The sequence below is a fragment of the Rhizobium vallis genome, from assembly GCF_003985155.1.
Taxonomy (GTDB): domain Bacteria; phylum Pseudomonadota; class Alphaproteobacteria; order Rhizobiales; family Rhizobiaceae; genus Rhizobium; species Rhizobium vallis.
Genome location: NZ_ML133689.1, coordinates 47,159 through 61,273 on the forward strand (window position 1 = coordinate 47,159; position 14,115 = coordinate 61,273).

At 59.3% G+C, this 14,115-nt stretch carries 16 protein-coding genes; 4 read left to right on the forward strand and 12 right to left on the reverse strand.

Annotated elements, in window-relative coordinates; genetic code table 11:
• Positions 1–76: 76 nt before the first annotated feature.
• The 3 genes from EFQ99_RS13380 to EFQ99_RS13390 all read right to left on the reverse strand — a co-directional run bounded on the left by EFQ99_RS13380 (position 77) and on the right by EFQ99_RS13390 (position 3,503).
• Complete coding sequence (locus EFQ99_RS13380; RefSeq protein WP_126921514.1) at positions 77–1,354, reverse strand: polyhydroxyalkanoate depolymerase; 1,278 nt, start codon at positions 1,352–1,354, stop codon at positions 77–79.
• Between the two features lie 204 nt (positions 1,355–1,558).
• A complete protein-coding gene (locus EFQ99_RS13385; RefSeq protein ID WP_126921515.1) occupies positions 1,559–2,401 on the reverse strand; it encodes a fumarylacetoacetate hydrolase family protein in 843 nt (280 codons plus the stop codon).
• A gap of 148 nt (positions 2,402–2,549) precedes the next feature.
• Entirely contained in the window at positions 2,550–3,503 is a 954-nt protein-coding gene (locus tag EFQ99_RS13390; RefSeq protein ID WP_126921516.1) for a glutathione S-transferase family protein, read from the reverse strand.
• A gap of 172 nt (positions 3,504–3,675) precedes the next feature.
• Here EFQ99_RS13390 and EFQ99_RS13395 point away from each other — a divergent pair, with 172 nt between their 5' ends.
• Both EFQ99_RS13395 and EFQ99_RS13400 read left to right on the forward strand, forming a co-directional pair.
• Positions 3,676–3,960, forward strand: coding sequence for a DUF2218 domain-containing protein (locus tag EFQ99_RS13395; protein ID WP_126921517.1), 285 nt, complete (start codon positions 3,676–3,678; stop codon positions 3,958–3,960).
• A 43-nt stretch (positions 3,961–4,003) separates the two neighbouring features.
• Positions 4,004–4,603 (forward strand): nitroreductase family protein, encoded by a 600-nt coding sequence (locus EFQ99_RS13400; protein ID WP_126921518.1) that lies wholly within the window; start codon positions 4,004–4,006, stop codon positions 4,601–4,603.
• Positions 4,604–4,688: 85 nt separating this feature from the next.
• On the opposite strand, the gene gyrB is transcribed toward EFQ99_RS13400, so the two are convergent.
• The 5 genes from gyrB to EFQ99_RS13425 all read right to left on the reverse strand — a co-directional run bounded on the left by gyrB (position 4,689) and on the right by EFQ99_RS13425 (position 10,015).
• The gene (gene gyrB / locus EFQ99_RS13405; RefSeq protein WP_126921519.1) at positions 4,689–7,124 is read right to left on the reverse strand and encodes a DNA topoisomerase (ATP-hydrolyzing) subunit B; all 2,436 of its coding nucleotides are present in this window, start codon (positions 7,122–7,124) and stop codon (positions 4,689–4,691) included.
• A gap of 135 nt (positions 7,125–7,259) precedes the next feature.
• On the reverse strand, positions 7,260–7,637 hold the full coding sequence (locus EFQ99_RS13410; protein WP_126921520.1) for a helix-turn-helix domain-containing protein: 378 nt from the start codon (positions 7,635–7,637) through the stop codon (positions 7,260–7,262).
• Positions 7,634–8,203 (reverse strand): Smr/MutS family protein, encoded by a 570-nt coding sequence (locus EFQ99_RS13415; protein ID WP_126921521.1) that lies wholly within the window; start codon positions 8,201–8,203, stop codon positions 7,634–7,636. The genes EFQ99_RS13410 and EFQ99_RS13415 overlap by 4 nt, the downstream gene beginning before the upstream one ends.
• The gene (gene mltA, locus EFQ99_RS13420) at positions 8,203–9,318 is read right to left on the reverse strand and encodes a murein transglycosylase A (RefSeq protein ID WP_126921522.1); all 1,116 of its coding nucleotides are present in this window, start codon (positions 9,316–9,318) and stop codon (positions 8,203–8,205) included. Before mltA ends, EFQ99_RS13415 begins: the two co-directional genes overlap by 1 nt.
• Complete coding sequence (locus tag EFQ99_RS13425; protein WP_126921523.1) at positions 9,311–10,015, reverse strand: Tim44/TimA family putative adaptor protein; 705 nt, start codon at positions 10,013–10,015, stop codon at positions 9,311–9,313. Before EFQ99_RS13425 ends, mltA begins: the two co-directional genes overlap by 8 nt.
• Before the next feature lie 134 nt (positions 10,016–10,149).
• Between EFQ99_RS13425 and EFQ99_RS13430 the strand changes: the two genes are divergently transcribed.
• A complete protein-coding gene (locus EFQ99_RS13430; protein WP_126921524.1) occupies positions 10,150–10,656 on the forward strand; it encodes an FxsA family protein in 507 nt (168 codons plus the stop codon).
• 101 nt (positions 10,657–10,757) lie between these two features.
• Complete coding sequence (gene secB / locus EFQ99_RS13435; protein WP_126921525.1) at positions 10,758–11,240, forward strand: protein-export chaperone SecB; 483 nt, start codon at positions 10,758–10,760, stop codon at positions 11,238–11,240.
• A gap of 65 nt (positions 11,241–11,305) precedes the next feature.
• On the opposite strand, the gene dnaQ is transcribed toward secB, so the two are convergent.
• The 4 genes from dnaQ to EFQ99_RS13455 are packed head-to-tail and all read right to left on the reverse strand — an operon-like array spanning position 11,306 to position 14,083.
• Positions 11,306–12,028, reverse strand: coding sequence for a DNA polymerase III subunit epsilon (gene dnaQ / locus EFQ99_RS13440; RefSeq protein WP_126921526.1), 723 nt, complete (start codon positions 12,026–12,028; stop codon positions 11,306–11,308).
• Positions 12,021–12,632 (reverse strand): dephospho-CoA kinase, encoded by a 612-nt coding sequence (gene coaE, locus EFQ99_RS13445; protein WP_126921527.1) that lies wholly within the window; start codon positions 12,630–12,632, stop codon positions 12,021–12,023. The genes dnaQ and coaE overlap by 8 nt, the downstream gene beginning before the upstream one ends.
• Position 12,633: 1 nt before the next feature.
• Entirely contained in the window at positions 12,634–13,491 is an 858-nt protein-coding gene (locus EFQ99_RS13450) for a shikimate dehydrogenase (RefSeq protein ID WP_126921528.1), read from the reverse strand.
• Positions 13,484–14,083, reverse strand: coding sequence for a Maf-like protein (locus tag EFQ99_RS13455; RefSeq protein ID WP_126921529.1), 600 nt, complete (start codon positions 14,081–14,083; stop codon positions 13,484–13,486). The genes EFQ99_RS13450 and EFQ99_RS13455 overlap by 8 nt, the downstream gene beginning before the upstream one ends.
• Positions 14,084–14,115: the final 32 nt, after the last annotated feature.

Here is a 14,115-nt window from a genome sequence, read left to right on the forward strand (position 1 = left end):
TAGGTGCCTTCAAGACGATTGCCCACGAAATCGGACAAGGCCTTGAATCCGTTTTGCTAATTCAGCGATCCATAAATCAGGCCGTTCGGCCGCCCTTGATGACGCGCGGGATCGTCGGCTTGACGACGGAACGGGAATGCTGGCGGACGAAGTTGACGATGCGCGGCGCGATCTCGCGGCGGAAACGCGAGCCGTTGAAAACGCCGTAATGGCCGACATCCGGCTGGAGATAGTGCATGCGCATATCGTCGGGAATATTCACGCAGATGGTCTGCGCCGCCTTGGTCTGCCCGACTCCCGAGATGTCGTCATTTTCGCCTTCGACGGTCAGAAGCGCCACCTTGCGGATTGCCGCGGGATCGACCCGTTTGCCGCGATGCATCAATTCACCCTTCGGCAACGAATGCTTCATGAAGACCTGCTCCACCGTCTGCAGATAGAATTCGGCGGTCAGATCCATGACGGCGAGATATTCGTCGTAGAAATCGCGATGCTTTTCAGGTTCGCCGTCGTTCTTCACGAGATGCATGAAGAATTCCTTGTGCGCGACGACGTGGCGATCGAGGTTCATCGACATGAAGCCCGAAAGCTGCAGGAATCCTGGATAGACCGGGCGCATGAAGCCGGGCTGCGGCCACGGCACGTTCATGATGACATTGTCGGAAAACCATTGCAGCGACCGCTCCTGAGCGAGCTTGTTGACCGCTGTCGGATTGATGCGCGTGTCGATCGGGCCGCCCATCAGCGTCATGGACGACGGCGAAAGCGGATCGTTGGCTTCCTCCATCACCGCAGCGGCTGCCAGCACCGGAACGGACGGCTGACAGACGGCGATGACATGCGTGTCGTGACCGAGGAAATGCAGCATCTCGATGACGTAGTCGACGTAATCGTCGAAGTCGAACGTGCCTTCCGTCATCGGCACCATGCGGGCATCGATCCAGTCGGTGATGTAGACATCGGCGCTCGGCAGCAGCGCCTCGACCGTGCCGCGCAGCAGCGTGGCATAGTGGCCGGACATCGGCGCGACGATCAGGATGCGCGGATCATTGCTGCGCGCGGCGGGAACATTGCGCGCAAAATGCAGGAGATTGCAGAAGGGTCGCGACCAGATGATTTCTTCGCGGACGGAAACCGTCTGGTCACCGATCGTCGTCTGCTTCAGTCCGAATTCCGGTTTTCCATAGCGGCGGGTCGTGCGCTCGAACATTTCGAGACTTGCCGCCATCGTCCGGCCGAACGGCGTATGGGAGAACGGGTTCAGCGGATTGGCATAGGCAAATCGCATGATATCGGCCGCGGCGCGAAACGGCGCCATGGCGGCATGGTTCAATTCATAAAGCTGATAAAACATGGAAGGCGCCACCTTTCTCCATCGAAAAGACGAGGCCAGTCGATCGGCGTCTGATCTTTTCGTAACGCTGGCACGTAACGCAAACTAACAGGTTTTTGTTGCACAGCAACATCAACGAACCAGACCCACAAAAGAAATGCCGGAGAATTGATCTCCGACATCATGATCAACCTGAAAACTTAAGTTTCTCAGTAGGAAGCGTGGTTAACGATCCGCTACGAAGGCCTGCTTCTGGCTGCCGAGACCTTCGATACCGAGCTCTACGACGTCGCCATCCTTGAGATAATGCGGCGGTTTCATGCCCATGCCGACGCCGGGAGGCGTGCCGGTGGAAATCACATCGCCCGGATGCAGCGACATGAACTGGCTGAGATAGGAAACGATGTGGGCAACACCATAGACCATGGTCTTGGACGAGCCGTTCTGCATCGTCTCGCCATTGACCTTCAGCCACATGCCGAGGTTTTGCGGGTCGGTGATCTCGTCCTTGGTGACCAGCCACGGGCCGATCGGTCCGAAGGTGTCGCAGGACTTGCCCTTGGTCCACTGGCCGGCGCGTTCCGTCTGGAAGGCGCGCTCGGAAACGTCATGGGAAACACAGTAGCCGGCGACGTAGTCGAGCGCGTCGGCTTCGCTGACGTATTTTGCAGTCTTGCCGATGACGACGCCGAGTTCGACCTCCCAATCAGTCTTTTCGGAGCCGCGCGGAATACGCACGGTATCGTTCGGACCAACGATGGCCGAGGTCGCCTTCATGAAGATCACCGGCTCGGGCGGCACGGTCGCACCGGTTTCGGCAGCGTGGTCAGAGAAATTGAGGCCGATGCAGATGAATTTGCCGGTGCCCGCGACGCAGGCGCCGATGCGGCCGGAAGTAAGCTCCGGAAGGCTGTTCGGATCGATCGCAGCAATCTTTGCAAGACCGGCCGGCGAAATCGCTTCGCCGCCGATATCGGCGACATGGCCGGAGAGATCGCGGATATTACCATCGGCATCGAGAAGCGCGGGTTTTTCATTGCCTGCTTCGCCAACACGCATCAGCTTCATGGAATTCCTCCTTATCGAAAACGAATTTGCAGCCACCTATGAACGAATTATTCATCGGTGTCATTACGGCTTTGCCGGGAAGCGGTACGGCTTTCCGCGATTCAGGGGATTTTCTTCCCGAACCGCTTATACATTCCGGCCTCATGCCCTAAAAAATTTCTGCAAGATCGGGACCGACAGGAACGATCTTCGTCGGATTGAGGCTTTCGATCGAATAATAGCCGCGCTTGATATGATCGAAGTTCACCGTCTCGGCGATGCCGGGCCACTCCAGCATGCGGCGGCAGAAAGCGCGCAGATTGGCATAGTCGGAAAGCCGGCGCAGATTGCATTTGAAGATGCCGTGATAGGCGACGTCAAAACGCACCAACGTCACGAAAAGGCGGATATCGCTTTCCGTGGGATGATCGGCAAATAGGAAAGGCCGGCTTCCGAACTGCGGTTCGACCCAATCCAGGCAAGAGAAAACATCGGCAAAGGCTTCTTCATAGGCGATCTGCGTGGTGGCGAAACCGGAACGGTAGACGCCGTTGTTGAGGGCGGGATAGATGCGGTCGTTGAAAGCATCGATCTCAGACCGTCTCTCCACGGGGTAAAGATCGATAGGATTCTTTGCCAGATCGCCAAAACCGCTGTTCAGCATGCGCAGAATATCGGCGGATTCATTGTTGACGATGGTCTGCTTCTGCTTGTCCCAGAGAACCGGCACGGTGGCCCGGCCGGTGAAATCCGGCGCCGCCTGCTTATAAATTTCATGCATGTAGGTCATGCCGTTGACATGATCCGGCGTCGCGCCTGGATAATCGCCGAAGCGCCAACCCTGTTTTGTCAGCACCGGTTCTACGACGGAAAGGGAGATAGCATCTTCGAGGCCCTTGAGCTTGCGAGCGATCAGGGCACGTGAGGCCCAGGGGCAGATATAGGCGACATAGAGATGATAACGACCGGCGACCGCTTCGAAGCCGCCCTCGCCCGTCGGCCCGGCGCTGCCGTCCGGCGTGACCCAGTTGCGGAAACTTGAGATCTGCCTGACGAAGCCGCCCTTTTCGTCTTTTGCCTGAACGGGCTGCCAGTCTTCCGTCCATTTTCCGTTCACCAGCATGCGCACTTCTCCGATCCATGTCACTGAAGCGGTTCAATATCCTGCTTCGGCGCCCGCGTAAGGCCGCTTTTATGGAGACAGTCTGTGCACCCAAACTGCGACGACGCTGCGCTTGCCAAGCCGGCGAAGGAGGAAATATGACTCCGATATACAAGATAACGTGGAGCTCGAAATGCATCTCTCCAAGGCCGTCGTGCGCACCGAACATGCGAGCCGCTATCTACAGCAGCTTTGCAAACATTGGAGCCACAAGTTCAGCGTCGACTTCGATCCGCATAAGGGCCGAGTGCCGTTCAGCGATACCGCCGAGGTGACGTTTGCCGCCGACGATGCGGCGCTGACCATGACGCTTTCCGTTACAGACCCGGCTCAGCAGGCGAGGATGCAGGGCGTCATCGACGATCATCTGAAGCGCTTCGCTTTCCGCGAAGAACTCGACATCGTCTGGACGGACTGATCCGGCCTAGCCCAAATTATTTGCCTCGAACATTGGAACAAGCATGACGAAGAGTAACAACCGCGAATCCCAATATCCGATCGATCCCATGTTTCTCGACCGCTGGTCGCCGCGCGCCTTCACCGGCGAAATCATCGAGGAAGCGCAGCTGCTCAGCCTCCTCGACGCCGCCCATTGGGCGCCGTCCTCCTCCAACCATCAGCCCTGGCGGTTCATCTATGCCCTCAAAGGCTCGGAGCATTGGGAAAAATTTGTCGCATTGCTCGTCGATGCCAACCAGGAATGGGCGAAGAACGCTTCGGCGCTGATCTTCGTCGTGTCGCGCGCCTTTACGGGTGCTGCCGGCTCAGCTGAGGAAAAGCCGAGCTACACCCATTCCTTCGATACAGGGACTGCCTGGGGATATCTGGCGCTGCAGGCGCGCCTTTCCGGTTTCTATGCCCATGGCATGGCCGGCATCAAGCTTGAGGAAATCAGAAAGACCTTTGGTATTCCAGAGGGTTACCGGGTCGAGGCTGGTGTTGCCGTCGGTCGCCTGGCCGACAAGAGCGTCCTTTCCGAGCGCAATCAGGCGCGCGAATTCCCCAGCCAACGCAAGCCGCTCTCTGACGTTGCCTTCAACGGCCGTTTCATCGCGGACTGACGCGAAGCTCAGCCAAGCAGAAGTCAGAATAAAGAAAAGCCCCGCCATCCAGGGATAGCGGGGCTCTTTGTTCTCTAAAGCTCAATCAGATATCGAGGTTTGCGACGCTCAACGCATTATCCTGAATGAATTCGCGCCGCGGCTCGACTTCGTCACCCATCAGCCGGGCGAAGAGGCCGTCGGCATCTGTGGCGTCGTTGACCTTGACCTGCAACAGCGAGCGGACATTCGGATCGAGTGTCGTTTCCCAGAGCTGTTCTGCATTCATTTCGCCCAGGCCCTTGTAGCGCTGCATGGTCAGGCCTTTACGGCCGCTGGCGAAAATCGCATCGAGCAGAGCGCGCGGCCCTGAAATCTCGATATCGCCTTCGCGGCGATGCAGAGACGGCGGCGTCTGATAGATTTCCTTGAGGCGCGATGTCAGCTGGTCGATGTGCCGGGCATCCGAGGAACCGATCAGCGCCATGTCGAGCACGACGATTTCCCTGACGCCACGGACCATGCGTTCGAGACGCAGACCGCCATCGCTGGTCAGATCGCCCTGCCAGCCGCGCTCGGTTTCCTCAGCAATGATATCGAGACGGCCTGCCACTTCGTTTGCCAGCGCCAGCGCCCTTGTCCGGTCGCTAACGAGCTCGGCGTTGAGCGCGCCGGCGATGGCAGCCTGTTCGACAACGGAACGATTGTAGCGGGAATGAAGATTGTCGAGCAGGGTGCGCATGCGTAGTGCATCGAGGATGACCTCGCGCAGATCCTGGCCTGTGCGGACCTCGCCGCTGCCGAGCTTCAACGCGGCATCTTCCAGGCCCTGGCTGATGAGATATTCCTCAAGCGCCTTTTCGTCCTTCAGATACTGCACCGACTTGCCGCGCGAGACCTTATAGAGCGGCGGCTGGGCGATATAGAGATGGCCGCGCTCGATCAATTCCGGCATCTGGCGGAAGAAGAAGGTCAGCAGCAGGGTGCGGATATGGGCGCCGTCGACATCGGCATCCGTCATGATGATGATCTTGTGGTAGCGCAGCTTATCGACATTGAACTCGTCCTTGCCGATGCCGGTGCCGAGCGCGGTGATCAGCGTGCCGATTTCCTGGCTCGACAGCATCTTGTCGAAACGGGCGCGTTCGACGTTCAGGATCTTGCCGCGCAGCGGCAGGATTGCCTGGTTTTCGCGCGAACGGCCCTGCTTGGCCGAGCCGCCGGCGGAATCACCCTCGACGAGGAAGACTTCGGATTTTGCCGGATCACGTTCGGAGCAGTCCGCAAGCTTGCCCGGCAGCGAGGCGATATCGAGCGCGCCCTTGCGGCGGGTCAATTCGCGGGCCTTGCGGGCCGCTTCGCGTGCGGCGGCTGCCTCGACGACCTTGCCGACGAGAATCTTGGCTTCGCTGGGGTGCTCCTCGAACCAGGTGTTCAGTGCCTCGTTGACGAGACTTTCGACAACAGGACGGACTTCCGAGGAAACGAGCTTATCCTTGGTCTGCGAGGAGAATTTCGGATCCGGCACCTTGACCGACAAGACGGCCGTCAGTCCTTCACGGCAATCTTCGCCCTGCAGCGTCACCTTTTCCCTTTTGGTGATGCCGGAATTGTCGGCATAGGAAACGACCTGACGCGTCAGTGCCGCGCGAAAGCCGGCCATATGCGTGCCGCCATCGCGCTGGGGAATGTTGTTGGTGAAGCAGAGTACGTTCTCATGGTAGCTGTCATTCCACCACATCGCGACTTCGACGGTGATGCCGTCCTTTTCGCCGCGGATGGCAACCGGCTTGTCGACGAGCGACTTCTTGGCGCGGTCGAGATAGGCGACGAAAGCCTCGAGGCCGCCGTCATAACGCAATTCTTCCTGCTTGATATCGGAATGGCGCTTGTCGGTCAGCAGGATACGCACGCCTGAATTCAGGAAGGCGAGTTCGCGAAGACGATGCTCCAGCGTTCCGTAGTCGAATTCCGTCATGGTGAAGGTTTCGGTGCTCGGCATGAAGCTCACTTCCGTGCCGGTCTCATTGGGCGCTTCGCCCGTAACCTTCAGCGGAGCATCGGCCACGCCATGCGTGAAGCTCATTTCATGGATCTTGTCGTGACGGCGGATCTTCAGCTTCAGCCAGACGGAAAGCGCATTGACGACGGAAACGCCGACGCCGTGCAGGCCGCCGGAGACCTTGTAGGAATTCTGGTCGAACTTACCGCCGGCATGAAGCTGCGTCATGATGACTTCGGCGGCCGAGACGCCTTCGCCGGTATGGATGTCCGTCGGAATCCCGCGGCCGTTATCGGTGACGGTTACCGAGCCGTCCGGATTGAGCGTGACGGTGACGATGTCGGCATGACCGGCAAGCGCCTCGTCGATCGCGTTGTCGACGACTTCATAGACCATGTGATGAAGGCCGGAGCCATCGTCGGTATCGCCGATATACATGCCGGGGCGCTTACGCACGGCATCGAGGCCCTTCAGAACCTTGATGGAATCTGCGCCATACTCGGTGCTTACGCCGTTTTCCGTCGCGGATGTATCGCTCATTCTGTCGAGATTTTCCCTGTTGCCGTAAAGCTGCGGCGCACCTTGCGAATCACCGGCTTTATTCACTTTCGTATATAGGTTTTTTGAACCCACTTCCCAATGGCAAGCGCCCAAACCAAGGCATAAAACAGGGGATTATGACGCTTTTCCGTCGCCTTTGCCGCCATTTTCGAGAAGAGCGGATAACCGGCCGATCTCGGCGCTGTCAAGGTTGCGAATCTGGCGCGCCAGCCGATTGGCAAATTCGGTATGTTCGGGGGGCAGGCCTGAGGTGTCAATGACGACGCGCGGGTCCGAAGAACGGGCAAGCAGGAACAATTCCTCGGCCTCGTCCCAGATGATGTTGAAATAGCCGGCGATGCGCTGCAGCAGATCGAATGTCGGCAGGCCGCGGTTTCCATGTTCGAGTGCCGAGAGATAGGCGGGAGAGACATTCAGCGCTTGTGCCATCTCCTTCTGCGAGACGCCCTTGCGCGCTCTCAGCCTGCGAACCGCCTCTCCGAAAGGTGTCATGGCCTTTCCCCATGCCGCCGGGACAGGCGGATATAGAGTGCGCCCTCGCCGCCATGGTGATGCGCGGCCGGCTCATAGGAGGAGATCAGGTAGCGGAATTCCGGCTTTGAGAACCAGAGGGGCACGGCCCGTTTCAAGGCGCCCTCGCTGCCCATCGAACTGCCTTTGCCTGTTATGACGAGCACATGGCGCATACCGCGCTCATGGGCGCGGATCAGGAAATCGAGAAGGATGGCGTGGGCCTCGCTCTGCACCAGCCCATGCAGGTCGATCCGCGCTTCGAGCGCCAGCCGGCCCTTGGCGATCTTGCGCTTGACCGGCTTTTCGAGCGGGTGATGTACCCCGGCCGACGGTTTCAAGGCCGAGGGTGCAGCCGGCTGCAGCGGCATGGGCGAGGCGGCTGTCTGTTTTTCAGCTTTCTCCTGCTCGGCCGCCGCTTCTGCTTGCACGAGAAAGGCATCGAGTTCGGTCAGTTCACCCGCCTTGCCGGGCATCGGCCGGGTGCTGCGGGCGACCTTGCCCCAAAGGATCCTCTCATCGGCGTTGAGCTTGCGGTCCCTCGCCATCAGTCGAATCTTTCGGCGGCGGCATTGGGAACGAGGATGACGAAATCGGCGTCATTGCGGACGGTGCCTGCATTTTCTCCAGCCATATCCCCCGAGCCGGTGAAAATATCGCCCCGCGCCGGACCGACGATCGCCGAGCCGGTATCGAGCGCCAGCATCAGTCGGCGGAAGGGGCCCTGGTCGAGGTGGGTGAGACTTTCGGCACGGATGAAAAAGGGGAAGCCGAACGTATGGATCATCCGGTCGACCGCAAGCGAGCGACCGGCAAGAAGGGGCACCTTTGCGGCGGCGACCGGACCTGCCTCAGGATCGGCAACCGGAGCTTCGCGGAAAAAAATATAGGAGCGATTGTGCCGTAGCACTTCGTCCACCTGTTCGGGATTACGCGCCAGCCAGGCGCGGATCGACTGCATCGAAATCTCGGCCCGGTCGATTTCGCCGCGCTCGATCAGCAGCTTGCCGATCGCCGAGAACGGATGGCCGGCCTTCGCCGAATAGGTGATGCGGCCGATGCGGCCATCCCTGTAACGCAGGCGAGCGGCACCCTGGACATGCACGAAGAAGACATCAACCTTCGATTTCGCCCAGGCGATTTCGAGGCCCCGGCCTTCGAGAAAGCCTTCATCGATCGCGCGGCGATCCGGATAGGCACTGACCCGGCCCTCGTGCAGACGGCCGAAAACATAGGCTTGGTCGAGCTCGGCGGGACGGTTGGCGTCGTCAATATCGACCAGATCGTCCGGGCGGCGATAGAAGGGAAACCGGAAAATCTCGTCCGGCTGTTCCGACACATCGATCTCGGGTTCGTAGAAGGCGGTGACGAAGCCGGAATTGCCGTCCTTTCGACGGATCAGAAAGGGTCGACAGTGCCTCTCGAAAAAGGTGCGTGCCGATTCCGGAGATGAGGGAATGAAATCTTCTGCGGCAAGCAGCAGCGGAAGCAAGTCTTCCGAACTCAGGCCGAGCGATCCGGTGCGGTAGGGTTTGACATCGGTGATCTGCCGCCGGCAGCTCCGCATGACTTCAAAAAGGCCGGAGGGATCGTCATCCTTCCAGCCTTCCAAACTATCGAAGCTCACAGCTTGCAGGACGAAGTCCGATGCCTGATCACTCATGTTCCGATTCGGTCGCCACAAGTTTCCAGTTCGGATCGCGCGAGCGGGTATCGCGGGCGAAGGTCCAGAGGTCGTTGACCTCGGCGACGTTTTCAGCGTCGCCCTCGATCAGTGCATCGGCCTTGTCGTAGGTTGCCGATATCAGCTGGCTGACTATACGCATGGTGATTTGGGCCTCGCTGCCCTTCGTCTCCGCATGGGTAATTTCGGCCTTGTCGATGCCGACGAAGGTCGATTTTACCTTTTCACCCCGGGCTTCGCGATCGGCAATCGCCGCCTCGAACCCGTCATAGACTTCGCGGGACAAAAGGTTCTTCAGCGATTTCCGGTCGCCATCGGCATAGGCCATGACGATCATCTCGTAGGCCATGCGGGCGCCGTTCACAAATTCCTTCGGATTGAACGAGGGATCGGCCTTGTTCAGCGCGCGCAGTGATTCGTTGAGCGGCGTTCCGGGAGCAGCGAAGGCATCGATGGCGGAGTAGCGGTCCTCATCCTCGGCCGTCGCGTCGCGTCGCGGCAGCGTCACGACCTTGCCGGCATCGGCGGCTTCGGCCGGAGCCGCATCCCGCGGTGTATAAAGATCGCGTGGCGGCTTCTCATTTCCGGTGCGACGTCCGAGAACGGACCGGAGCTGAAAGAAAATCAGCACCGCCGCCACCAGGAAGAATAATGTGATGAAGTCGTTCGAACTCATATCGTATCGCAACCGCCGTTAACATCTCTGATTTGTACTCCCATATAGTCCGCCTATACAGATGATTCAAATGATGGCTGGCATCTTCGCCGGCGCTCAAGAGGAGACCGGCAAAGCCCGGGGAAATCACGACCATGCGTTTTTCGATCCTGCCAGCTTTCATCCTGCTGCTGCCGCTCGCCGAAATTGCCGGTTTCGTCGTGGTCGGCCGGACGATCGGACTGGCGCTGACGCTTGCGCTCGTCATGGCGAGCTTCGTTATCGGCGTGATCCTGCTGCGTAAGCAGGGCATCGGCATCCTCCGTCGCATGTCGAGCGAGGGCCGAAACGGGGTGATGCCGGGCCGCGAGCTGTTGCAGCCTGCAATGAACGTCATCGCCTCATTGCTCCTCATCATTCCCGGCTTCCTCACGGATATCATCGCGATCTTCATCCTCATCCCGCCGGTGCGCGATTTCGTCTGGCGGGCGATCGCCAGACGCTTCGTCGTCGTCAATGCCAAGAGCGGCTATTCCGCTGATCCGCAACCCGACGTCCGCGACCGGAAACCGAATTCGAAGGTGGTCGATCTCGACGAGGAGGACTATCATAGGGAGCCGAAGCCCAACTCGCCCTGGTCCGGTAAACATCTCGGCGATTGAGGCGTTACGGCCGTTTGAACGCGGCCGGTGCCCAGGGTTGTAAGCCCTTCCCTGAAATGTTAGATGGCGGCACCATTCCCATGCCCCTCGAGGAAAAGCCAATGGCAGACGATAACAACAGCAACGGTGCAACCAGCCCCACTCTTTCGATCCTTGCGCAATATACCAAGGACCTTTCCTTCGAAAATCCGGGTGCTCCGCGTTCGCTGCAGGCCCGCGACAAGGCGCCGACGATCAACATCAATGTGAACGTCAACGCCAACCCGCTTTCCGATACGGATTTCGACGTCGTTCTGTCGCTGAATGCCGAAGCCAAGGACGGCGACAAGACGGTCTTCCACACCGAGCTCGTTTATGGCGGCGTCTTCCGCGTGGCCGGTTTCCCGCAGGAGCACATGCTGCCGGTTCTCTTCATCGAGTGCCCGCGCATGCTCTTCCCCTTCGCCCGTCAGATCATCGCCGACGTTACCCGCAACGGCGGTTTCCCGCCGCTGATGATCGACCCGATCGACTTCACGCAGATGTTCGCCCAGCGCGTTGCCGAAGAACAGGCCCGCGCCAAGGTTGACGCCGTTCCGAACTGATCGAAGCTTTTCGGTTGAAATACGGATGCCCGGGCAAGTCCCGGGCATTTTCAATTGAGGTTGGTTCAATTGGGGTTGGCGTATTTTGCCCAGATGCCTTTTTCACCGAGCTTGGCGACAAGCGCCTGATGCGCCTGCGCCTCGGCCTCGTTGAGGCGCGAAGGGAGCGGTCGCGGTCGCTGAAGCACGGCGGCAATCACCACATCGTCCTCCATCGCCATTTCGCCGCGAGCCGTCTGACCGGATTGACCCGACATGCCGAGGCCAAGAGCAGCCTGCCTGCCGCCGATCATCTCGATATAGACTTCGGCAAGCAGTTCGGAGTCGAGCAATGCGCCGTGTTTGGTGCGATGCGAATTGTCGATGCCGTAACGCCGGCAGAGCGCGTCGAGTGAATTCGGCCCCATCGGGTGTTTGCGCCGTGCCATCGAGAGGGTATCGACCACCCGTTCCGGCAGGATCGGCGGCAATCCGATCCGCGCGAATTCGGCGTTGATGAAGCCCATATCGAAGGTGGCGTTATGGGCAATCCACTTCGCATCGCCGAAGAAAGCGAGGATCTCTTCGGCCACGTCCGCAAACGGCTTCTTGTCCTTCAGGAATTCATCGGTGATGCCGTGCACGGCGAGCGCATCCGGATGAACCTTCTGATCTCCCGGATTGATGAAGATATGGATCACGTTGCCGGTGGGGAAATGGTTGAAAAGTTCGATGCCGCCGATTTCGATGATGCGGTCGGCGCGGTTGTCGAGGCCGGTCGTTTCCGTATCGAAGATGATCTCACGCATTCCGGAAATCTCCCTTGGCAATCCGCAATTTCAGATCGGCGATAATCTCAAGCACTCGTTCCCTCGTCTCCGCAATGGTGTCGCTGGTGTCGACCAGATAATCGGCGCGACGCCGTTTTTCCGCGTCCGGCGTTTGGCGAGAGAGAATCATGTCGAATTTTTCCTCAGTCATGTCTTCGCGCGCAAGCACCCTCTGGCGCTGAATCTGTGGATCGGTGGTGACAACGACGATGACATCCACTCTTTCCCAGGCACCGGTTTCGAAGAGCAGGGGTATATCGAGCAACACCATCTCGGCGCCGGCGGCGCGCTGCCGAGCCAGAAATTCCTCTTCGCGTTTGCGAACCAGCGGATGGACGATCATTTCGAGGCGTTTAAAACCGTCGGGATCGAGGGCGAGCTGGCGGCCGAGTTCATGGCGATCCACCACCCCGTCCTTCACAGTGCCTGGGAAGGCCGCATCCACCAATGGCGCTGCCTCGCCGGCATAGAGGTCGTGAACCACGGCATCGGAATCGTTCAACGCAATTCCGGCATCTGCGAAGAGCTTTCCCGCCGTTGATTTTCCCATTCCGATGGAGCCGGTAAGGCCGATTCTCAACATCTCAATGTGCTTCCATATCCGCGACGATCAGCGAGCGCAGCGCCGCATCAACCACCGGGCGCTTTCCGAACCATTTCTCGAAGCCGGGCACGGCCTGATGCAGCAGCATGCCGAGACCATCGACGATGGAAAATCCCTGCTCTTCCGCCTGCGTCAGGATCGGCGTCTTCAGGGGGATATAGACGATATCGGTGACGACGGCATCCGCTGCAAGGGTCGTGAAATCGAGTTGCGGCGCCGCCTCGCCGTCCATGCCGAGCGAGGTGGTGTTGATGAAGAGGCCGGCCCCGTTCATGACTTCGCCAAGCGCACCGACGGGGTGGGCACGAACTCTGGGTCCAAAGCGATCGGCCAGTTCGCGTGCCCGTTCGACGGTGCGGTTGACGACGTGGATCTCCTTGAAACCACGATCGCGAACCGCCTGAATGATCGCCCGGCTGGCGCCGCCGGCGCCGAAGACGACGGCGGTATCATGCCGATCCCAGCCGGGATGGCGCTCGTCGAGATTGGCTGTGAAGCCGCGACCGTCGGTATTGGTCGCATGCAGGACGCCGTCCTCAAGCCAGAGCGTGTTCGAAGCGCCGAGTTCGTGCGACAGCTGATCCGGCCTGTCGGCAAGCCGAAACGCCATTTCCTTGTGAGGAATGGTTACATTGCCTCCGACAAAACCGGAGCTGCCATCCTTGAGCGAAGCAATAAAATTCGCAAAGGCGTCGGGCGCCACCTCATGGGCGCGGTAGCTGCCCGGCAGGCCGAGTGTCTTCAGCCAAAATCCATGGATCAGGGGCGATCGCGAATGCTTGATGGGAAAGCCCGTGACAAAGGCCTTCGGCCCGAGTGTTTCACGTGAATCATCCATCGATCGCTCCAAATTCCCGTAGTTTTTTCAGAAGCGGCAACATCGGCAGGCCGAGAATGGTGAAATAGTCACCTTCGATCTTCTCGAACAGCTGGATGCCCTCCCCCTCCAATTGATAGGCGCCGACACTGGAAAGCGCCCGCTCGCCAACCCGCGCCAAATGCCTGGCGATGAAATCCGCCGTTAGCGGCCGCATCGTCAGTTCCGCATGCGCGAGATGTTCCCAGAGGACCACGCCATCGCTGACGATCGCCACGGCGCTGTTCAATCGGTGGGTTACCCCGGATAGTGTTCGAAGGTGATTTGCGGCGTCCGTCATGTCCTTCGGCTTATGGAAGACACGATCACCGAGCGACATCGTCTGATCGGAACCGATGACCAGACCACCGGGAAAACGGCTGCTGACCTCTTCCGCCTTGGCCTTGGCCAGAACGAGGGCGACGGCATCGGCTCCCACGCCTGATTTTTCCAGCGGAGTTTCCACCGCCCTTTCATCTATCCTTGCGGCCTGCGCTTCGAAGGATAGCCCGGCATTTTCCATCAGCATCCGCCGAAAGGGACTCGACGATGCAAGGATGAGTTTCGCTGTCATGGGTTCCTCGACGTGGCGACTTTTGTCAGCGC